Origin of the sequence: Gleimia hominis (genome assembly GCF_002871945.2) — a bacterium.
Taxonomy (GTDB): Bacteria; Actinomycetota; Actinomycetes; order Actinomycetales; family Actinomycetaceae; genus Gleimia; species Gleimia hominis_A.
In genome coordinates this window covers 324,034-346,090 of the sequence record NZ_CP126963.1, presented here as the reverse complement: position 1 = coordinate 346,090, position 22,057 = coordinate 324,034, and the positions used below count along the sequence as shown (strand labels likewise).

The window sequence follows — 22,057 nt, the reverse complement described above, 5'->3', positions numbered from 1 at the left end:
CTACCATCACAATCACTAACACTCAGGAAGGCAATCCCGATGACCGCCCCGGTAACAACCACTCCTATCCGCAGTTTCAAACGCATCCCGCCGCGCGCCGCAGTAACTAAACCAGTCCGACCAGCCCCAGTCCACTCTCCGTGGCTTAACCTCGACGTCTCGTGGGATTACTCTCGGCCAGAAGAAACCGCTAGCCCATGGCTGCAGCGCGTGGAGTTACCCGAACCCGCTCGGTGGTCAGGCGCCCTAGCGCTAGCTGTAATCGAATCTATGCTCGGATGCCGCCGCGCCAGCGCACTAGAAAGATGGATGGTGCCGAACCTGTACACCGCGTTGGACCGCAGGGTAGCGCTCGCCCGCCGTCTGAATGGCCCAATGCGTATCCGTCGCCCCCAGTTGCGTTCCAGCCGCGTGTGCGCAATCAGCGCACGAACTTACGAAACAACGCATATCGTGACGGACGGTGCGAACACCAGGGGCGTGGGCATCCGGTTGGAAGCCCGGCGGAGCCAATGGATCGCAACCGCGATCGAAATCGCATAGTCCCAACCGGAACCGCGCTACTTAACGTTTCTTCTTCCTCCGCGCAGCCCGACGCTCCGCCCGGTTCCCCCGCTTACGCGCCGGCTTCTCCGCATCGCCCTCATTCGTGGCTGCAGAAGTCTGCAGGTTCTTCTCCATCTCCTGCCGACCCACATTACCCATCACGTTATTTTGAGTGGACCCACTCAGCGGCGTCGTCGTAATCGTCGCAACCTGCTCCGACTCCTTCTGCCCAGCCTCCTGTTGCTGCTGGGCGAACACCAACTGGAACTGGCCCGCGTAAGCAAACGCCTGCTGCACCGACTCCTCCCGGATCCGATCCATCATCGCCGTGAACATCTGCGCGCCCTCAGCTGCGTACTCAACCAGCGGATCCCGCTGCCCCATCGCACGCAGCCCAATGCCTTCCTTCAAATAATCCATCTCATACAAGTGCTCACGCCACGACCGGTCCACAGCCGCCAAAATCACCCGACGCTCCAACTCCCGCATCGGATTCTCCCCTAACTGCGCTTGCGCCAACGGGTTTTGCTCGATTTTCTCCTCAAGCTTCTGATACTCCGTCTTAATATCCGATGTGTACTCAAACTCCAAATCCGCAAGACTGACAGCGTTCACCCCACCGGACGCTTCCGCCACTTCCTTGGCAGTAATCGTCGCCGGATACAGGGTCCGCATCATCTGATCCAACTCTTTCAACGTGTCTTCCGTGATGTTTTCTTCACTCACCCGATTTTCAATCACACCCGACACGATGTGCTCCATGAAGAAATCCATCTGCGGGCGCATGTCCTCACCATTCAACACGCGCTGCCGCTCACCGTAAACAGTTTCGCGCTGGCCCGTCATCACATCGTCATACTTCAACACGTTCTTACGAATCTCAAAGTTCCGAGCCTCAACCTGCGACTGGGCCGACGCAATCGACTTCGACACCATCTTCGACTCAATCGGCAGATCCTCCGGGTACCGACCCGACTGCATCACCCGCTGCACCATCGCGGAGTTGAACATGCGCATCAAGTCATCTTCCATCGACAGGTAGAACCGCGACTCCCCCGGGTCCCCCTGACGGCCAGACCGACCCCGCAGCTGGTTATCAATCCGTCGGGACTCGTGCCGTTCCGTCCCCAACACGTACAAGCCACCGAGCGCCGTGACCTCATCGTGTTCAGCAGCCACCGCGTCCCGAGCTTCCTCCAGCACCTGCGGCCACAACGCGTTGTATTCCTCCGCATCCTCCTGAGGGTCCAAACCACGATCTTTCATCTGCGCCACCGCAAGGTGCTCCGCGTTACCACCGAGCATAATGTCGGTACCACGCCCAGCCATGTTCGTCGCTACCGTCACCGCGCCTTTACGCCCAGCCATCGCGACGACATCTGCTTCGCGCTCATGCTGCTTCGCGTTCAACACTTCGTGCGGAATGTGCCGCTCCCGCAGCAGTTGAGAAACCAACTCGGACTTCTCCACCGACGTGGTGCCCACCAGCACAGGTTGACCCTCTTGGTGCCGGCGTTCAATGTCATCCACAACCGCTTTCATTTTCGACGCGAACCGTGGGTAAATCACGTCCGGCTGGTCTTTACGAATCATCGGACGGTTGGTCGGAATGGGCACCACGCCAATTTTGTAGGTGGACGCGAATTCCGCTGCTTCCGTCTCTGCGGTACCCGTCATTCCCGCTCGCGACCCCTCAGGGTAGAGACGGAAGTAGTTTTGCAGCGTAATCGTTGCAAGCGTCTGGTTTTCAGCTTTAATCTCCACACGCTCTTTCGCTTCGATCGCCTGGTGCATGCCCTCGTTGTAACGCCGGCCCGGCAAGACACGCCCCGTGTGCTCGTCAACAATCAGCACTTCCCCGTTTTGCACGATGTAGTCTTTGTCGCGTTTGAACAGTTCCTTTGCTTTAATCGCATTGTTCAAAAACCCGATCAGCGGCGTGTAAGCGGCGTCGTAGAGGTTGAAGATCCCCAGTTGGTCCTCCACATAGTCAATACCAGAATCTAGAATTCCAACCGTTTTCTTCTTCTCGTCAACCTCGTAGTCTTTATCCCGGTTGAGGTTCAAAACCAGGTCCGCGAACGTGCGGTACCACTGGTTCACATCTCCTGTGGCGGGGCCGGAGATAATCAGTGGGGTCCGGGCCTCGTCAATCAGGATGGAGTCGACCTCATCGACAATCACGTAGTTGTGGCCGCGCTGAACCATGTCTTCGGGGCGCTGGGCCATGTTGTCGCGCAGGTAGTCGAAACCGAACTCGTTGTTTGTCCCGTAGGTGATGTCGCAGTTGTACTGTTCCCGCCGCTCTGATGGGCTTTGCCCGGTGAGGATACAGCCGCAGGTTAGACCGAGGAAGCGATAGACGCGTCCCATTAGTTCTGACTGGTATGACGCGAGGTAATCGTTCACGGTTACAACGTGCACGCCTTTGCCGGACAGTGCCCGCAGGTACGCGGGAAGGGTGGCCACTAAGGTCTTGCCTTCACCCGTTTTCATTTCTGCGATGTTACCTTGATGCAGCGCCGCCCCACCGATCAGTTGGACGTGGAAGGGCCGCAGCCCCAATACGCGGTCCGCAGCTTCACGGACGGTGGCGAAAGCTTCTACCATCAGGTCATCTAACGATTCCCCGTTTTCGAGGCGTTCTTTGAACTCCGGGGTTTTCGCCTTCAGTTCCTCATCAGTTAGAGCTTTGAAGTCGTCTTCAAGGGCGTCCACCTGCTTTGCAACCTGCTCGAGCTTACGCAGGACACGCCCTTCACCCATTCGCAAAATCTTGTCAAGAATAGACACGTTTCTCCATCGTCAGTTCGGGCAAAGTAGCCTAGCTACACTATCAACCCTCCCATTCTAATCCTAAGTTCCACAAGGCCGTACACTTGCGCGCGGATTAGCGGCTAGCGAACAAATCCGACAAGATTGCTACCGGCTTGTCTGCCATAAGCGTTCGTTTTATATCATGAGGGTCGAGCTTCGTTTGCGTGGATGTTAAGAACTCGGCTCCCTCATGTTAAATTAGGCGAGGCTAACCTAAGCGCCCGTAAAGTAGATGCTCTCAGTAGAAACTGCACGTGCACGCGGGTTCGCCTACTTTTTCGGACACGTCTTGAACGGTAAAAGACCTTTCAAGCAGTTTCAGACTGAGAGGAAAATAAACGTGTCAAGCAAACGAAGTTTAACGCGCGCAAGCTCTTCCATTTTCGCGTTAGCAGCGCTTGTGACCAGCATGGTCGTCTTTTCCCCACACGCGGTTGGAGCTGCAGCAGTTACTGGCGGTGGATTAATAAATGCTAGTAGTGGGCCTGCAGATTCGGATCTGAAAGCACAGCTCGACAAGCAAATTGCACAGGTCGAGGAAGCGCTTAAAGAAGTGGCGACAGACTTCTCCAAATGTGACGCCAGTGCCAAAACCGGTTACCTAAGTGGAATCCAGCAGGGTAAGACCTTCTTTGACAACGCCAAAGAGTTAATTGGAAAACACGACTATGAGCAAGCGCTGAGTAAAGCCACAACAGCGCTCAAGCTAATTAAGAATGCTGCTAACGTTTACCTAGACGATGGTAGTGATGACGATGCTCCGCACTACTGCGCTCCACTGAACAAGGATTCTGGTGGGAACTCAAGTACCGGCACCCCCACTTCACCGCAAAGCCACACCGGTGGAACAACTCCTAGTGCACAGGGTGGAACCACGCCTGCTAGCCCTTCCGGTGGTGAAGCGACATCGCGTTCCACTGCGGTTGAGGGTAATCTCAACTGGTCTGTACGCGATTCTTTCCTCAAGTACATCCAAGGCCCGATCGCGCACGGAACTGTTGAAACCGCCGGCGGTGCAACCGCCATCAAAGACCAAAACGGAACAGTTACAAGCTTCAGTTTCAAAACAGTTAGCGATCAGAAACTGGATGTGAATCACCCTTCGAATACACTCCAGTTCCAAGGCACAGTTCACCTTATTGGACACGGTGGGATTTTGGAGATGACGATCTCTAACCCCGCTATACAGTTGACTAAAGCGAATGACGCAGCTGGCGGAAAGCGAAATGGGGTGCTTTCTGCCGAAGTGAAATCGCGTAGGTTCGTCGATACCACCACAAAAGGTGAGCTGGTTGATTACAACCGCATAGAGATAGCAAACCTACAAAACATCGACGCAAGAACCTCAGGCGATTCAATGACTATCAAAACTGAGGCGGCAACACTCTTGCAATCCGGGGTCGCTGCGTTCGGGGGGTTTTACAGTGCAAGAGAAAACCTCGCGGGCATAGCTGTGTCATTGAAAGAAAAACGGGCACACGAATCGACGCAGCCCGCACAGAAACCAAACATGGGCAGCTACCGGGGCCGCTGCAAAGCAGATGAACCTAGAGACACGCGTGTATCCAAGGCAAAACTAGAGGTAATTAAACCCAAGGTAGTTGATGCGGGCAAAGAGATGAAGTTCACTCTCAAAGGATCGGGTTTTAACGATCCCGAAGACCCCGTTGGCAATGGTGTCTACGTCTTGGTTACTCAAGATGACGAGTGGGTTATCAACGAGTGTCTAACGTTAACTGGACCCGGGGGCTTGTACTCGGGGTATATTCCAAAGATTAACTCAGACGGCACATTTGAACACACGATCACTATTGCGGCAGATAACTTTATCCCCGGACGCACCTACGCGATCGGCACACTTGCTGCACATGCGGCCTCGTTAAACAGTCGCTATTTTGACCGTGGAATCATGCTTAAGATCCCAGAAGTCACATCGAAGACAGTGACTGATCCAAAAAGTGTTAAAGCCACTGTAGATGCCAAGAAAAACGTAAAGGTCCAATGGGATGTAGCTGCGGACACGTCTGGGCAAAAGTGGCGGGTGTCCATTAACTGCATAGACAAGTGCTCAGACAAGTTTGGGCGCACAACCAGAGCAGCTGATAAGTGGAAGTCCGCGGACCGCGAGCACGTGTTCGAAGACGCTGACAACGGGATCTACATACCGAAAGTACAGGCATATCGCGAGGTCGGTGAAGAACGAGTGTACGGCCAAGAGATAGAAGGACAGCGATTTGCGGTTGGGATAGAGCTCCCCAAAGAGTCTGAGCTTGGAAACAATCAGCAACCAAATACAGAACGCCCACCGGAAGCCGTGCCGAAGCCACCGGCGAATCAGCAACCATCAGCGAGCACAGAGCCACTGGCGAATCGGAAACCACCGGTAACTACAGATCCTCTTGCAAAAAAGAAATCTGGTGAAGTCACTCAACGGGCGCAGGTGCAGGCTACCGCGAACCCTCCGAAGCTGAAGGCAGTAAGCACTGATGGAAACCATGCACCTGGCAGGCAGGCAAAACGGTTGGCTGCAACCGGAGTGGACAGTATGAGCATCGTGTTTGCGAGTGTTCTTTTGGCCGCCCTGGGGGCTGGTGTGCTCGCAGTGCGCAACCGCCACTCATAGCGGGTTTGCAGCATTAACCTGGGAGTAGAACACTCCTTGAAACATTGAACACTCCCTGAAAGCAAGAGCTGTGGAACCAACTTAGCTTTCAGGGAGTGTTTTTAACGCCCACATGCATATTCCGCGCTAATTAACGCATTAGCATGCGTGTCTTGGACGTATTGATTACCGTTCGAAACTTGTTTTACGTGCTACTTGTCGTCTACTACTCCTGCGACTACGGCGTTGAGGCGGATAACCCCGTAGGTCCAGCCAGAGCGGTGGTAGACCGCGCATGGCTGGCCGGTTTCTGAATCAATGAATAGGAAGAACGGGTGGCCCACCAATTCCATTTGGTACAGTGCCTGATCTACCGTCATCGGTTGGCTTTCGTGTAGTTTTTGCCGGACGATAACGGGGGAGTCTCCCAGCTGCTCTTCGCGTTCTTCACCGAGTTTGAGATCTTCCGCGGAACGCAGTTTGTCTGAAACGGGTTCTTTAGGTTCCGGTTTCTCTTCTGGTTCGTCGGGCACGATCCCACCCAAATCAGCTGCGATTGGCTGGTGGAAACGCCGGCGGTGGTCTTTCGCCCGGTCGCGAGCACGGCGGAGTCGCTCGAACAGCTTACCGGTTGCAATGTCGACAGCTGCGTACCGATCCGAACTGGAGGCTTCCGCGCGAATAATAGGGCCTTTACCAAATACGGTGAGCTCTATGCGTTCCGCAGTTTCCGCCTGCCGGGGGTTGCGTTCGTGCGTTAGCTCCACGTCGATGCGTTGCGCCCGAGGATAAAACTGCGTGACCTTCGCAACCTTATCTTCAATGTATTCGCGGAAGTTCGGGTGAATTTCGGCATTGCGTCCGACAACTGTGATATCCATGATTCCTCCTGGAATATAGGTCCATCCCTACGCAGGGAGACTGATTACTGACACAACGGCTGTGCCAGCGGTGAGTTTAACTACCACCTCCCGGTCGCCTACCTCTTTGTAAGTGTTAACTCACTAGGCATACACCTATAATACCTGACTGCGGTGAACTACGTCACCTTATGGTGTTAGATTCTACCCTATGAACTGGGGTTTCTTCACTACAGCCAAACTGAGCACGAGCGGCACCTGCACCCCCGTGCTTTCTAACACGCGCACGCACTCTCGGATCGTGGCGCCCGTGGTGATCACGTCATCCACCACGATTGCTTGCCGCTGCCGCACCGGGGTACGCAAGAACATTGCCCCGTGGCGACCCCGGCGGCGCGTCTGCGCATCCCGGCCCGACTGGGTGCGCTGGCCCACCCGCAGCGCCAACACCTCTCGCATCTGTGCCGGCACCCCCACTGCCCGCAGTGTTTGCGCCACCGCACACGCTACCTGCGGAGTAACCATCATCCCCTGCCAGCGGCGCCGCAGCTTGGACGGCGCAGGAACAACACACACTTCTTCACCACCCACAGCCCCGGCACACTCCAGGCGGTCCACAGCGGCCGCCCCCAAAGTTATTCCACAGTGGTAAAGCCAGGTATCTAACCGCGCACCCGAATCATGTTTAGCGGTGAGAATTATGCGCCGCAAAGGTCCGTCATATTTACCGAGTGAAAGTGCGGCAACCGCGGGGCTCCCCACTTCCTCAAGCACATGCGGACGCGGGTAGGTGCTCGACAGGTTCCCACATGCCTCACACAGGGGCGTGTCCCACCGGCCGCAACCGGCGCACGCAGTGGGCAACAGCAGATCCAAAAGAGGGCGCGCGTACATGCCCCCAGTATTACGATCACTCCCCCGCCGTGGGGCTCAGTGTAAGCAGGTCGTGGAAAACAAGCCATGTGGACGCAGCTCATCCACACAAATGCGCTGGACAGCCCCTCCACTTACGCCTTCAAGGAACCTCGCAAACCTGAAAACCTCCAGCGTCAAGGAACCTCGCAAACCTGAAAACCTCCGGCACCCAAGAACCTCACGGATTTGGAACGCTATCGCACCCGGTCGCCCTAACAGGTCTGGTGGCTTACCGGGGAAAGGTCAAAGATTTTTGTTCCACGGAATCGGCGCGCCACGACGCTCCCACACGTGTGAGGTACCCGCCGTCAGCTTGCTCCAAGATAACGTTTTGCGGGCTAGATCCGGCAGACACGCGGTTGGCGCGGCCTGGGATCGCCATGGTGGAACTTCCCGAAACGAGGTCTTTGAACACAACTTTGGAGTGGTCTCCATCGTCTTTCAATCCCACAGCCACGCCGTTACCCGCCCAGGAGCAGTCCACGGAATCGTTAAGGTCATCCACTTGCCGCGGGTTAGTCAGCCCAAGCGGTGTGCCTGACGGGGATCGCTTCACTTCCGCGATCCACACGCTCCGGTGCTCCCCGCCGCGTTTCAACAGTGCGTGTGCCCCATCTGGCGACACCCACACTTGCTGCAGCGGTCCGCCACTATCCCACGGTTGCGGCAGGTTCGCGACCTCATTATTCACACTGGCAGCAATCAACTCGCCCGCATCCACGCTCCACACCCAGCCGGCGCGGTCCACCGACGGCGCCCCTAATTCCTGGCCCCGGTAAATCACCGACGGCACCCCATCGCGCGTCACCGCCACCAGCGCACTGCGGTTCGCCACGTACGCGATCGGGGAATGCTCCAGCGGACCAATAGTGGGGTAATCCGCCGAATAGTTACCAACCGTTGACGCCGGTACCGCCACCGAGAAACTGCCTCCACTTCGAATCTCAATCCCCCGGTCAGACAGCCCCACGTTCCGGCCCAGCGCCCACTGCGGTTCCGCGGGCAACGCCACGTCCGCCAAAGGTTTACTATTCAGTTCAATGTCCACTTCCGTCACCGACGGCACCTGCATCAGCGTTGACGTGAGCTGCCACTTGAACAGGGATTGCGACTCGAGTGAGCGGATCTCCTCCGCCTCCACCCGCACTTTCGCCCGGCCAGCATTCACCTCCACCGACTGCAACGGCAGCCGCGCCCCCTCAGGAACCGCATTCACTACCGCCGCTTGAATCCCCTCCGCAGGACCTTGAATCAGCCCCTGCATGAGGTGCGAAGCCAACCGGCGCCGCGGATACCACCGCTGGTCCGCAACCAGTGTTTTCTTATCGGGCGAAAGGAAATACAGGGCGGCTTGCGTGAACGCCGCGTCAAACGCGTTGCGCGACACCAGAGCGCCCGCGGGTAACGAGTTAATCCGCCACTGCCCATCCCGGTCTTGCGACAGGCGGAACTCCAGTTCGTCACGCGATTTCCGCGCCTGAGGTTCGTACAGGCCCGCGCCGTTAACGTGACCGCTTACCGCAGCAGACACTTTAACTCTCTGCCCATCTTGTTTAACTTCTGGGGGTTTATCGTCCGGGTAAATCAGGATCTGCGTGTCCGCCGACCAGTCCCGCTGCGCCGTGGCGGTCAAATAACTGCGCGCAACCTGAAAGTCATCCGACCAGCCCGCCCCTGAGGCGCGGATGAAGTCACGGACAATCTGTTCCGGTTGTGCATCTTTAACCGGGCCGGAGCCTTTCAACACCACCGTTTCCGAATCCGGTTCACTGCGTTTAAACGCGGTCACGGGCCCGGACGTGGGGAAAGTCTGGCAGCCAACCAGGCCGAATGCGCACACCAGTGCGAGCACTTTAATGAACGAGCGGGGCCCGCGTTCTTGTGATCCGCTCATGCGTATTCTCCTCCTGCCCGGTTACTCACGAAGATAAGCCACCTTCCGACGTGGTGGCGTGATCTACCCCTTCCCACAGTGGCAGCGGGAACGAACGCACGTCTTCACCGGCCACTTTCGGCACGGTCACGAGGAAGGCGGATCCTTCGTCCGGTACCCCGTAGGCTTCTATCACCCCGTGGTGCAGAGCCACGTCTTCTTTCGCGATAGATAAGCCCAACCCGGTACCTCCCGTGGTGCGGGTCCTCGCCGGGTCTGCGCGGAAGAACCGTTCGAATACGTGTTCGCGCGTTTGCTCATCCATGCCCACGCCCCAGTCACGCACCCGCACCGCGGTTGACGTCGGGTCTGTTGCCACCGTTATTTTCACGCGTTTACCTTCCGCGTGTTCAATCGCGTTGACCAGCAAGTTACGCAGCACCCGTTCGATCCGCCGGTGGTCCACCTCTGCAATACAGCGAGTAGAGGGCATATCCACCTCAATGGGAACACTCAGTTTATTCGCAAGCGTCTGGTTCGCTTCCACCACCTTACTCACCACTCCGCGCAGGTCCGTCACGTCGGCTTCCAAACTCGCCTTGCGCGAATCGTATCGAGAAATCTCCAGCAGGTCCGCGAGCATTTTTTCGAACCGATCCACCTGCTCGTGCAGCAGTTCCGTTGAACGCGCCATCATGGGATCCAGATTCTGCCGGGCGTCGTACAGGATTTCTTCCGCCATCCGGATTGTCGTGAGGGGCGTGCGGAGCTCGTGGGACACGTCGGAGACGAAGCGCTGCTCTAGCTGCGAGAGCTTGTCGTATTCCGCGATGGTTTCTTGCAGGGAGTCCGCCATGTTGTTGAATGCCCGGCCCAGCTTCGCCATCTCGTCTTCCCCACGGATTCGCACGCGGGCCGTGAGGTCTCCGTCCGCCAGTTTCGTGGCGGCACGGGCAGTGACTCCCACGGGGCGAAGCTGGTTGTACACGATTGCGAAGATGGACAGCGCCAGGATGAACACCACCGGGAGGGCGCCAACTGACAGGGTGGAAAACATGGTGGAAATAACGGTCTGGTCGTAACGCAGAGAATAGATCAAATACAGTTCGTAATCGCCCGCCATGGGGAGTCGAACCAGGGAGCCCACTACGATTGCGGGTACAGAAGTGCCATTTTCGGAGGGAATGGAAACGGATTGGTAGTAAGACTCCGCGCCCGCCGCTACCTGAGCGCGCATTTTCGCACTGATGACGTCCACGAGGTCCCGGTCAATCAACTCGTTAATCGCAAAAGTTTTTGAAGCGCTGGGGGAACGCAGCAAAACCGTGGAGATAACCCCTGAACCGGCGGACGAGGTTTGCAGGGAAGACACCAGTTGGTTCGCCAGGTCTTGCACCTGGTCCGGGGTGGTGGCGGTGGACTGGTCGAATGTGGATTGTGCTTGCGTGAACCTAACGGACGCGTCGTCGAGGATCTGCCCGCGCCGCTGGTCAAATATATCGGCCCGCACCTGGTAGGTCACCACAAGGAACAGGGCGGCGAGGATAGCGATGGCAACAAAACTCATGATGACCGCGATCCGCAATGATAGGGACCGGCGCAGCGGAAGCGTCAACCGCGAATGCGCGATTCGACGAAACAGCTTCGTGGGTGAAGACACGAGTGGTTACGCTCCAGAGTTACCGATGCGGTAGCCAACCCCGCGGACGGTTACCACCACTTCGGGGTGTTCGGGGTCGCGTTCAATCTTTGAACGCAGCCGCTGCACGTGCACGTTCACTAGCCTGGTGTCGGCCGCGTGGCGGTAACCCCACACTTTTTCAAGCAGTTCGTCGCGCGAAAACACTTTCCAAGGGGCCCGCCCAAGCGCTACCAGCAGGTCGAACTCCAGTGGGGTTAAGGCAATCTCTTCTTCCCCGCGGAACACCTGGTGACCCGACACGTCCACCCGGATCTCCCCGAACTGCAGGTGTTCTTCTTCAAGTACTTCCCGGCCCCGCAACCGAGCTTTCACGCGCGCCACCAGTTCTTTGGGTTTAAAGGGTTTCGGAACGTAATCATCCGCCCCGGCTTCTAGCCCAGCGACGACGTCACTGGTGTCTGTGCGGGCCGTTAGCATCACGATCGGCACGTCAGATTCAGCGCGGATCATGGAGCACAGTTCGATACCGTTCAGCCCGGGGAGCATCACGTCAAGCAAAATCAGGTCTGGGTTCAAGGCGCGGAACGCGCCCATCACTTCGTCCCCATCGTGGCAGTAAGAGACGCTGAAGCCTTCCCCACCTAGCACAATGCCGATCATTTCCGCGAGGGCAACGTCGTCGTCAACAACAAGAATACTGGCGCTCATCAGTTCACTGTTCCGTTCAGCTCGGTTCTAACATCAATCATATCCTCGCTGCGCCCTAACCGCCCTCTACTATCCGGAAGTGGTGGCGCCTCTTCGCAGCACTGTCACCGCGCCCCGGTTCACGCCCTGCGCCCGGTGGGGTGTTGCCCGCTGGTTTACGTCCCGCTTCCCGCACCGCGTCCGCCAGTGCCAGCAGGTCATCGGGGGAGGGTGGGGCGGGTTCGAAGTTTGTTTCTAAGCGGATTACCTGCCAGCCGCGGGGAGCTGTGAAGTTGTGGGCGTGCTTTTCGCAAAGCTCGTACGCGTGCGGCTCCCGGTTGGGCGGCAGGGGTCCTAAGACAGCTGTGGCCTCAGAATAGTCATACGTCAACGAAGCTACCGCCGCTTCACGGCAGGTAGGTCGGGAACAAACTCGCATCGCACTCACCCATCCAGAATAGGTGAATCCTCAGGGTTTCTGTAGGCCACCGCGCCGGTACAGCGGGGAGCATGGTTTAGAATGCAGCTATGCGTCCAGTGGTTCGGAACCGAGATCGGCATGGCAGAGGCGCGCGCGGCCCCCTGTTTTCCCCCGTCGTCCCTGCCCGCCGCACGTGGTCGGAGTCATTCAACGAGATCGTGATGATGCATGCGAACGAAATGGCCGCCAGGTACCCGCAGTTGCGAGAAATTGAGGTGGCGGTGGAAGACTGTCCACCCGTTGATCCGGCTCCGTGGGAATCCCCGATGGTTAACCTCTGCCGCGCTTTCGCAGTGGATCGGATGGCTGGCCTGCGGGCCCGGATTATCCTGTACCGGCTCCCAATCAGCTACCGGGCTGGGCGCGCGAGCCACCGCGAGTTCTCGTCGGGTTTGCACGCGTTCGTGCGGGCACTACTTGCGGAGCAGTTCGGGGACCTCACGGGAATTAACCGAGACGACCTGATGCGCGGCCCCAACGATTAAACCAACCATTAAACAGCGCGGATCCCGCGCCCGAAGCGCCCGCAGTGAGCTAGACGCGCACGAAGCGAGTTGTGCGCGCATACGACACCCACGTTGGCGAGTTCTGCACGCATACGACACCCACGCTGGCGAGTTGTGCACGCCCAAAGCACGTGCGTTAGCGAGTTATGTTCAGCTGTAGCGGGGGGTTAAGTTGAGTGGGATCCGTAAGTGGTAACGAAGCGATTGCCGGTTGATCCCCTGTTTTTGTGAGCGTGACAGCACCGAAGAGGGGGCGGTCCGCACTCACCTGCACGTTGCCTTTCGCCGCCACCGTGACCGTGGAGTTCGCAGGGACTGTAACCGGTTTGCCCATCACACGAGCGTGCGCTGGTTCCCCCGCTGGGTTCACGAGCGACAGTTCCGCATTAAGCCCCGCTAAGTCGGGAACCAGTCCCCCGAGGTTCTTACTGGCGGCCGCGGGCACCCATACGCCGCGGTCGGACACCGCGTCGCCATCTTCGTTGCGTTTGCCCTCCACGTCCGCTGTGAGCACGCCCGTGACTGGCACTGATGAGTCTACTGTTATCCCCACGTGCGGCCCAGGTAACCCATCCATGTTCAGTTCCAGTACCGCTCCAGCATCAACCGTGAGGTCCGTGGCACCCGGCACGTCCTGCATTCCCTTGGGGGTGAGTGCCTGCACCGTCACCACCGCGTCTTTTTGCCCGGGGTTCACGAGCCGCAGCCGCGGGTGTGAGTTAGTGGCCATGAACCCGGGGAACACAAGTTTGCGTTCCAGTTGCGCAGCCGGGCCAGTAGCATTCATTCCCTGAGGGGCTACGCCCGCCACCGAAGTGGTTAGCAAACTCATTCCGAGCGTGGGCCCATCGACGCGCGCATGCACCGCGAGCGCCTCCTCCTGCGGAAAATAACTAGCTAAATTAACGCGTACGCTACTGAGCTTGGGGACCACCACGCTGGGGTGAATATCCAGGGGGCCAACGGAAGTCCAGGCCTGCAGACTCACGTTTGCCGCCGCATCCGACGGATTGGCTAAGACCAGAACGGATTGATTCCCAACCGCGGTGGACGCGCCCGCGAACCAACCTTCCATGGTTGGAGCGCCGCACCGGCTCCACGCTAACCCGTTGTCGTGCGCGGTGTGAGATTGCGTAATCGCGGAAGTGTAAACTCGGGTATCTGCCTGGGTGCGCACCTGAATGCGCACTGGATCACGCAGGCTCTTTGCGTTCTTTTGGTCTACCTGGCTGCCGGGACCGTTAGTGCTCAGCGTTTGGAGTTCATCGACCCACTGGCCCCCATCTTCAAGTACCTGAAGGTCACCGGCGATAGTGTCGGCTCCGTCGGCGGCTAGCCCATGTGGCACGCAGGTGAGTTGGGCCTGTGAGTTTTCCAGCGAAGCGGACACGGAAGCGGGCGCGGTTTGAACCGCAGCACTGGAAGTGAATACGTCAATGAACCCAGTGGCTCCAAGTGCGCCGGCGCACACGAGCGCAGACACGCCCAGCGCAGACAGTTTTAATCCTTCTTTCCAGTTAAACGGCACTGCGGCGCCTCCTTCTAACAGGAATGAGCATGAGTCCCAACCCCACTGCGGTCACGGCACACGCCACCCACCAGGTGTAAAGCCACGGGTTGCCGTAGTAAACATGCACCGTTCCGCTGCTCGTGCCCACGTCGAAGGCCTGTTGCCATCCGTGTTGGGTGGGCTGCAGCGCTTGGCCTTGCACCGTGGCATGCCAGTTTGCGTCCGCGCGTTCGGTGAGCGTGAGTTTCTGCCCGGCCTGCGCGGTCGTGTCCGCACTTATGTAGCCGCTCCCCCGCGCTGCAGCATCGACGTATAACCGGGCTGGTGCTTGCCCATCCGGGCGCACGCGCCAGAGGGTACCTAACTCCGACTCCCCTGCGCGTTGCAGCGCTCCGAATGAATCTAGAGTTGCCATCGTCCGGTCTCGCGCCACCCCGGTTCCAGGGGCGAGTGCGATCTGGTCTATCGCAAAGCTTTGCAGCGCCCGCGCAGTGGTCTCATCTGGGGCTTGCACCAGCCGAGTCAGCATCTGCGCCAGGTCCCTGTCTTCCGCACTCCCCGTGGTGAGCGCGTCCACCGTATCCGCTTGTTTGCCTGCGTGAAGGCTTTGCGCTTGTTCGTCTGCGTGAGCACTTTCCACTTGCTTGACTGCGTGGGCCCTGTCCCAGCGTAGGCGCGCACTCGAATCCGCCAGTTGAGGTCCTTGCGCCCGCCGCACGGCTGCGCTCAACCGCCCCGCGTCCACACTAATTACCAGCAGGCGCGTGTGCCGGGTCGAATGCTGAGCGTCAACACTGGCTAGAGGTGCGCGCGGGGCGTGGGTTTGCACACTCTGGTCGGTGTCGACTGCCCGGGGAAGCCACGTGCCGATCACGGTTAGGGGCGCTGCCATTGCCAGCACGAAGCCCACGGCCGCGGCCGTGTCGAAGGCGCGGCGGTAACGGGTTGCGCGGTTGGGTCGGTCCACTAGGCACAGTGGTGCGAACGCACGCAACGCGGCCACGATTAGTGCGGCTGCAGCAATGCTGAGCGCGGTCCCGGGCCAGGCCCGCACCCACGCATCTTGCAGGTCCACGACCGTGCGGGTGGTGAGGTTGGCTACCACCAAGCTGGCTGCTGCGAACAGCATCAGCAGGCGCACACTAACTGCCTGCCTGCGGCTCGCGAGGGCGCCGAACGCACCGATTCCTACGAGTGCGGTGGGCAGGAGCCAAATAATGTAGCCCGCAGTCGTTCCCAACCATTCGTGGGGAATACCGAGCAGTAGGTCCAGGCTTGAGGGGGCCGCGTAGTCGAGCGCCTGCCCGTTTTCGGCCAGTAGGAACTGCGCGCCCTGTCGCATGCCAAGCCCGAAAGCATGCGCATACGTGGGAGCGAGGAAAACTGCGGTCGGGAGGGCGGTCAGCAGTAGTGCCCAGCGGTGGTTCCTACCGCGCACCAGCAAAATCGCGATCAGCAGGAGCACTAGTGCAAATGTCCACGGGGCGCTGCTGGCAATCACGAGGGTGGCCAGTGCAGCTAGTGCCGCGTACTCGCTGCGCACCGGAGGGGTTTGCTCGATTTGGTTTTGTGCCCCGCGGATCAGCAGCGGCCGCGCGAACCCACTGGTGCGCGTTATCCCAAGCACTAGTAGTGGCAGGGCAACGTGTGTGCACACCGCGGCTAGGCGCCCGTCGGACCAGGCGAGCAGGAACGTGGGCAGGCCGGTCCACACGGTTGCGGCAATGAGTCTGAGCGCAACCCTTTGACTGTGCGCGCCGGCGGCCGCATACATAGCTGCCCAGGCAAGTGCGGGGGCGAGCAACCAAAACCACAGCAGAACGGTTTGCGGTTGGATGGTGAAAACCGCGAACGGGGCGGTGAGTAAGGCCCAGACTGCGAGCAGCGGGTCTGTGGGCCCGGGGTATCCGCCGGCAGAGAACACCCATCCGCCCCAGGCTTGTTTAACTAGGAGCAGCCACGAATCTGGAAGGTTCACCCACGCCTGCCCCCATAGTCCGGTGACCACCGGGCGCAGTAGAAGCACGGTGAGTATGAGGGTAATGAGTGCGCCCGCGGCCGCGCCAGCGCGGGTTCTGGCCCGGTGGTTGCGCAGTAGGCGCGCAGCTATGGGTTCCAGTTGCTGCGCGGGTTCGCGACGTTTTTCTTTGCGCGCCCGAGTGCGAGCGGCTCGCGTCACTTCACGGTTGGACACCTCGAGGTGCCGCAGGACGCTGCGGGGTACCCGCGAGGTTCTGCGGATGCGACGCTGCGCTCTGAAGACGTCGGGCGTTCGGCGCAGAACCTGCACCATGGCTTGCCATTCAGCGCGGCCCAGTTCGAAGTTTTTGGTGACCACTCGCCACGCCCATCGCAGCGCAGTGACGACGGGCAGGAACGCTAGCATCACCCACGTTAGTATCGCCGGTGCGGCCACCAGGGCGTTGTATATTTGCGCGCTACGCCGCGGCGCATACGAGCGGTCTAACTGAGCTTTAGCATGGTCTCTAACGGCCCGGTATGAGGCGCGGGCGTGCCGAATCTTTGCGCCCGGCGCGACGACTACGCGGTATCCGGCCAGGCGGATTCGACGGCCGAACTCTAAACCGTCCCCAAATGGGCCCAACGCGGGGTCGAATCCGTCTAGGTGCGTGTAAGTATCGGTGCGGACCAGCATCGCGGCGGTCCCCACGGCGAGCACGTCCGCGGTGTCGTCGTATTGCCCCTGGTCTATTTCTTCTGCCGCGATATCGTCCATTCGCCGCGCGGTTCGCGACGCTTTAATCCCAACTGACAGCAGACGCGTGGGGTCGGACCACGCCATGCACTTTGGCCCCACGGCTCCGACGGTGGGGCCGTTAACGGCGGCGCGTTCCAGTTCTTGCAGGCAGTTCGTTAGGGGCGCCGCGTCGTCGTGCAGTAGCCACAGCCAGTCGCAGTTAGTAATGGTTGGGTCTTGTTCGATTGCTTTTTTGAGGGCGTCACCGAAGTTTTGGCACGGCCCCACGTGGAGGGTCCGCACGTCCTCAAGGTCAACGTTTTGGTTGGACCAGTCGATTACGAGCAGTCGATCTGGAAGGCGGGTTTGACGCGTGACCGCAGCGATCGTTTCTTTTAAATACGGGGTGTTCCCACCGGTGACGATCAGGGCGGTGATGGAGTTAGTTTGCGAGCTCATCACGCGGACTCATTAAACGGCGCGGCGTTTGTACGCCCTTCGTTCCCGCTCGGACATGCCACCCCAAATGCCGAACCGTTCGTCGTTGGCGAGTGCGTACTGCAGGCACTGTTCCCGAACCGCGCATTCTTGGCATACGGCTTTGGCTTCGCGGGTGGAGCCTCCCTTTTCTGGGAAGAATGCCTCTGGGTCCGTCTGCGCACACAGGGCATTTGCCTGCCAAGCTAACACGCCGTCGTCGAGAGAAACGGTACCCTGATTATCGATTGTCAGCGGACCGTCACCAAGAATATTCCACACTGGTTTTCCCCTCGATTGCTTTTTGTTGCCTTTTAGAATTACACGCGTGTTATTCCGCATAGTCAAGTTGTTTAAGAGTATATGAGATTACTCTACTTTCTGACAGTCGCTTCCCGCCCAGACTTTTTGTGTGCCAAAGTGACAGTATGTTTTCTTTAGACACCTTGAGGGCACTCGAAGCGTCTGCTGAGCCGTGTTTAACGTGGTATGGGCAGGCGCGAACGGAACTCGTTGGCTCAAATGTTGCCCGCTGGATTTCCAAGTGCGCGGGCGCGATTTACGAGTTGGCAGACGAGCAGGCTCGCGTGGCCGTGGCGATGCCCCCTTCATGGCAGGCCCTCATGTGGCTTACTGGAACTGGTTTCACTGAGGGTACCGCCCTGTGGTTCGCCAACCCGGCGCACGTGGAGCCTGCGGAGTTTGAGGTAATCATCACGGACAACGCGGACTGGGCCAAGCGGTGGGCTGCAGCAGACCCGGGCCTGGTGGTTGCACTGCACAACCTCTCCCCCATGGCACTGGGGTGGACCGGTGAGCTCCCGACAGGCGTGGTGGACGCCATTGCGCAAACCCATGGGCAACCCGACCAAATGGAGTTCCTGCCCGCACCGGTGTGCGAAGTACCTCAGGAAAACGAGCCTGAAAACACGCCCGGAAACCCGGCACCTTCAACTGTGCGTGCGAGAAAGACAAGTGCGGGCCTGGTGGAAGCACTCACTTCAGAAGTAGCGATTGTTGACGCTACAGCTGCACCTAACCCGCGCGGTTGGGCGGCGCGAATACTATCTGGATTTGAACAAAACCGGCGTGTACTATGGGTCGGTTCCGGGTGGAAAGTGGGCTCTGTTTTGGAACAGGAAGGCATTGACCCACACGCGCTAGAGTGGAAATAACGATGTTTTGGAACCAAGATGGAACAATGTTACGCGTGAGTTTACTAAAAGCGTGGCAGTCGCATACCAGCCAGCACACGACCTTGAACGGGGAGTTTTAAGTGACAGCAGTACTGGGTTCACAGTGGGTTGTTAAGACCCTATTGATCTTGGCGTTATGCGTCGTTGGGTTAGTGATGATGCAGCCTGTACGCACCGCTAAGCACTTGGCCGTCCGCCGTCTGGGCATCTGGCTGTTCATACTGTTAGCCATGATCGCGGCCGTATTCCCCACCCTACTCACCCGCGTTGCGAACGCCGTGGGTGTTGGGCGTGGTAGTGACCTGCTGCTATACGGACTCACCCTGGTGGTTATTTCAACAATGATCACGTCGTACCGGCGCGAATCCAATATGGAAAAGCGCCTCACCCGGCTGGCGCGTCACCAGGCGCTCCAAAACGTTCTCCCACCGCGAGCTTCCGACGGGAGCGGCGAATGAGCACTAACACACCGAACGACCCCACGCCGGACACGATTCAACGCAACGTTAAACGCCGCGCAGAAGACGCATTAACCCTCAGTTTCCCCCGCCGCTCCCGCGTGCGGAAAAAGCAGAAGTATCGTCACGCCACGGACCTCAAGACCAAATCGAGATGGAAAAAATACGTGGCCCTAGCGGCCCTCGCGGCTGTTCTTTTCGCTGTCACGTTTGGTGGATTACTATACTACGATCTCAAAAACTCGCTGGATAATAATGCGCTGAATTTGGATTCGTTTGAAGACCACAATAAGCAACCGAATCTGGTGGATTCATATGCGGGCAGAGCACTGAACGTCCTCGTGGTCGGGTCTGATCAGCGTGCAGACCAAGACTTCAATAAAGACAATGAGGAGGGAATGCGCAACGATGTGACGATGGTGCTGCACATCAGCGCAGACCGTTCGCGCGCCCAGTTCATTGCGATTCCGCGAGATACCCTCATGAACCTACCTGCTTGCAAACTAACAAATGGTTCGCAGACGGTACCGCACTACGGCCAGTTCAACTGGGCGCTGGGCCTGGGAGCGCAAGAAAACCCGAAGAACATGGCCGCGGGTGTGGCGTGCGTGAAGAAAACCACGGAGGCTCTCACGGGGATTGATATTAACGAAGTGGTGGTAGTGGATTTCGACGGGTTCATTAAGACCGTGGAAACCCTCGGTGGAATCGAGATGTGTTTTGACGAGCCCATTCACGATTACGAAGCGGATTTGGATATTGAGGCTGGATGCCACGTGTTGAACGGAGATCAGGCTCTCGCATACGCGCGGTTGCGCCACAGCCTCGGGTCGGGTTCGGACCTAGATCGGATCACTCGCCAGCAGCAGATGATCGGCAAAATTGTAGCGACCGCAAAAGAAAAGGGGTTGGGAGATTCCCTCCAGCTTTACAACTTCGTGAAGACGGCACTGGAATCCGTGAAGACATCAAAGAACCTCACGAACCTGTCTGTGAGCGCGGGGCTGGCTAACTCTCTTAAGGACATTCCCGGTAGTGGAGTGCAGTTCTCCACGATGCCGGTGGATCCAGATCGGCGGGATTCGAACCGGGTGGTTCCAAACCAAGACACCGAGAACGTGTGGAACGCACTCAAGAATGACAAGCCGTTCCCAGCGGGCACCACTTATCGGACCATGGATGGATCCTGGTTCAAGGTGCGCAAGGATGGCTCGTTAGAACCCGACAAGGAACACTCTAAGGACTACGACAAGCCCAACAAGCAGTACGTTCCGGAACGGCCGCGGACCAATGGCTAACCCCCCGTCTTTTAACCCGAAGGACCGCCGGGCGCGGCCCTCCTCAAGTGGTGCCAAACGGGTTTCCCGCCGTTCCAGCACCGGGCAGCCGCGCCCCAGCAAAGATAGGGATAACGCCGTTCGGCGCTCTCCCAGCGGTCGTAGTTCGTCTTCACCCCCTGCGCGAGACCGGGTTTTTACGGCCAATAACCAGGCGCGTTTGGTACGCCGCCAATCCGTGTTCCACCAAAACCAAACGGGCGCGGCCACTGATCGTTCTGGGGCAGCTGCGCCCGACCGCAACTATTATCGCGAGCAAGCGGCCCGCAGGGAGGGCGCTTCTGCCAGGGAAGCTATTTACGCCCCGCAGCCCCCGTCGTATGCACCGAGTGTGGACAGGCGGCGGTCTGAGAGCACGGACGTGCACCGCGAGTATTCACCTCAATACAACCGCGGGTACCAGCCGCAGTATTCGAATCCACCAAGCGGCCCGAGCGCGCCTTCACCAGCCCCGGTTCGGCGGCGCCGCCCTCACCGCGGCCGCCGAGTTGTGCTCACGACCTTACTTGTACTTGTGTTACTGGTGGTGGCGTGGCCTGCTTATTTAGCGTTTTGGGCGTCTACACAGATCAGTCACGTTGACGCGTTGAGTTCTGCCCCAGCGCAATCGGGCACCACGTACCTCCTGGCCGGTTCAGATTCGCGTGATGGCGCCACCCCAGACGATGGCACTGAAGGCGGGCGCACGGACACGATTTTGCTGCTGCGCCGCGCAGCTAATGGCCAAACTTCCCTCGTTTCCTTGCCGCGCGACACGTGGGTGAGCATTCCCGGTCACAACCAGAACAAGCTGAACGCCGCGTACTCTCTCGGTGGCCCATCGCTCATGGTTGAAACCGTTGAGGGCCTAACGGGCCTCAAGGTAGATCGATACGTAGAAATCGGTATGGATGGTTTAAAGTCCGTGGTTGACGCCGTGGGCGGGGTGAACCTGTGCCTGGATTACGACGTGAATGACCACGATTCGCAACTGGTTTGGAAGTCCGGGTGTCACCGTTCCAACGGGGACACGGCGCTGGCGTTCGCGCGCATGCGCATGGTAGATCCCGAGGGGGATATCGGGCGAGCGAAACGACAGCGACAGGTTATCAGCGCTATCTCATCTGAAATTATGACCCCATCCTTGCTGCTGAACCCGTTTAAGCAAAGGGAACTCGTGGGAGCAACCGCGCACGCGTTAACCACTGACACCGGCACGGGGTCGTTTGGTGTGGCGCGGCTGGCGTGGGATTTCCGTTCCGTCATGAAGTCGGATCTGAACGGCGCTCCCCCCATCGCCCGCATTAACCTGCCTACCTACGCGGGGTCGGCGGTGCAGCTCGATGAAGAACGCGCCCCCAGCTTCTTTGAAAAAATGAAAGACGGTACTTTAACGCAAGCAGATTTGAACCAGGTTCGGGGGGTCACCTACTAGTAAAATCCCCCTCCAAGCCGGTTATTTATTGGCTGGAG

Annotated in this window: 16 protein-coding genes and 1 pseudogene; 7 read left to right on the top strand and 10 right to left on the bottom strand. The window is 58.7% G+C overall.

Annotation, left to right across the window (positions count from 1 at the left end; genetic code table 11):
* Positions 1-39: 39 nt before the first annotated feature.
* Positions 40-543, top strand: a complete 504-nt coding sequence (locus CJ187_RS01550) for an Rv3235 family protein (protein WP_102216054.1) — start codon at positions 40-42, stop codon at positions 541-543.
* A 284-nt stretch (positions 544-827) separates the two neighbouring features.
* Here the strand turns inward: CJ187_RS01550 and secA are convergent.
* Positions 828-3,339 (bottom strand): annotated as a pseudogene (gene secA, locus CJ187_RS01545) (preprotein translocase subunit SecA); the annotation flags it as partial.
* Between the two features lie 364 nt (positions 3,340-3,703).
* Between secA and CJ187_RS01540 the strand changes: the two are divergent.
* Positions 3,704-5,986: an HtaA domain-containing protein gene (locus CJ187_RS01540; protein ID WP_158237709.1), complete on the top strand. Its 2,283-nt coding sequence runs from the start codon at positions 3,704-3,706 to the stop codon at positions 5,984-5,986.
* Positions 5,987-6,177: 191 nt separating this feature from the next.
* Here CJ187_RS01540 and hpf read toward each other — a convergent pair whose 3' ends face one another.
* From hpf to CJ187_RS01510, 6 genes are all read right to left on the bottom strand, one after another.
* Positions 6,178-6,846, bottom strand: coding sequence for a ribosome hibernation-promoting factor, HPF/YfiA family (hpf, locus tag CJ187_RS01535; RefSeq protein ID WP_102216057.1), 669 nt, complete (start codon positions 6,844-6,846; stop codon positions 6,178-6,180).
* A 183-nt stretch (positions 6,847-7,029) separates the two neighbouring features.
* Positions 7,030-7,719 (bottom strand): ComF family protein, encoded by a 690-nt coding sequence (locus CJ187_RS01530; protein ID WP_102216058.1) that lies wholly within the window; start codon positions 7,717-7,719, stop codon positions 7,030-7,032.
* Between the two features lie 250 nt (positions 7,720-7,969).
* Complete coding sequence (locus CJ187_RS01525; RefSeq protein ID WP_102216059.1) at positions 7,970-9,634, bottom strand: LpqB family beta-propeller domain-containing protein; 1,665 nt, start codon at positions 9,632-9,634, stop codon at positions 7,970-7,972.
* Between the two features lie 25 nt (positions 9,635-9,659).
* A complete protein-coding gene (mtrB, locus tag CJ187_RS01520; protein WP_269843564.1) occupies positions 9,660-11,273 on the bottom strand; it encodes an MtrAB system histidine kinase MtrB in 1,614 nt (537 codons plus the stop codon).
* Between the two features lie 6 nt (positions 11,274-11,279).
* A complete protein-coding gene (mtrA, locus tag CJ187_RS01515; RefSeq protein WP_102216061.1) occupies positions 11,280-11,963 on the bottom strand; it encodes an MtrAB system response regulator MtrA in 684 nt (227 codons plus the stop codon).
* Positions 11,964-12,018: 55 nt separating this feature from the next.
* A complete protein-coding gene (locus CJ187_RS01510) occupies positions 12,019-12,381 on the bottom strand; it encodes a DUF3499 domain-containing protein (RefSeq protein WP_434737330.1) in 363 nt (120 codons plus the stop codon).
* A gap of 89 nt (positions 12,382-12,470) precedes the next feature.
* Here CJ187_RS01510 and CJ187_RS01505 point away from each other — a divergent pair, with 89 nt between their 5' ends.
* Positions 12,471-12,908 carry a metallopeptidase family protein gene (locus CJ187_RS01505; protein WP_102216063.1) on the top strand — a complete coding sequence of 146 codons (438 nt, stop codon included), beginning with the start codon at positions 12,471-12,473 and terminating at the stop codon, positions 12,906-12,908.
* Positions 12,909-13,065: 157 nt separating this feature from the next.
* On the opposite strand, the gene CJ187_RS01500 is transcribed toward CJ187_RS01505, so the two are convergent.
* The 3 genes from CJ187_RS01500 to CJ187_RS01490 are packed head-to-tail and all read right to left on the bottom strand — an operon-like array spanning position 13,066 to position 17,896.
* Positions 13,066-14,457: a DUF5719 family protein gene (locus CJ187_RS01500; RefSeq protein ID WP_102216064.1), complete on the bottom strand. Its 1,392-nt coding sequence runs from the start codon at positions 14,455-14,457 to the stop codon at positions 13,066-13,068.
* Positions 14,447-17,596 carry a glycosyltransferase gene (locus CJ187_RS01495; protein WP_146003059.1) on the bottom strand — a complete coding sequence of 1,050 codons (3,150 nt, stop codon included), beginning with the start codon at positions 17,594-17,596 and terminating at the stop codon, positions 14,447-14,449. The genes CJ187_RS01500 and CJ187_RS01495 overlap by 11 nt, the downstream gene beginning before the upstream one ends.
* 12 nt (positions 17,597-17,608) lie before the next feature.
* Entirely contained in the window at positions 17,609-17,896 is a 288-nt protein-coding gene (locus CJ187_RS01490; RefSeq protein WP_284667740.1) for a WhiB family transcriptional regulator, read from the bottom strand.
* Positions 17,897-18,042: 146 nt separating this feature from the next.
* Between CJ187_RS01490 and CJ187_RS01485 the strand changes: the two genes are divergently transcribed.
* From CJ187_RS01485 to CJ187_RS01470, 4 genes are all read left to right on the top strand, one after another.
* Positions 18,043-18,789, top strand: a complete 747-nt coding sequence (locus CJ187_RS01485; protein WP_102216067.1) for a hypothetical protein — start codon at positions 18,043-18,045, stop codon at positions 18,787-18,789.
* Positions 18,790-18,890: 101 nt separating this feature from the next.
* The gene (locus CJ187_RS01480; protein WP_233187301.1) at positions 18,891-19,268 is read left to right on the top strand and encodes a DUF2304 domain-containing protein; all 378 of its coding nucleotides are present in this window, start codon (positions 18,891-18,893) and stop codon (positions 19,266-19,268) included.
* Positions 19,265-20,566, top strand: a complete 1,302-nt coding sequence (locus tag CJ187_RS01475) for an LCP family protein (protein ID WP_102216068.1) — start codon at positions 19,265-19,267, stop codon at positions 20,564-20,566. The genes CJ187_RS01480 and CJ187_RS01475 overlap by 4 nt, the downstream gene beginning before the upstream one ends.
* Positions 20,559-22,019, top strand: coding sequence for an LCP family protein (locus CJ187_RS01470; RefSeq protein ID WP_102216069.1), 1,461 nt, complete (start codon positions 20,559-20,561; stop codon positions 22,017-22,019). Before CJ187_RS01475 ends, CJ187_RS01470 begins: the two co-directional genes overlap by 8 nt.
* Positions 22,020-22,057: the final 38 nt, after the last annotated feature.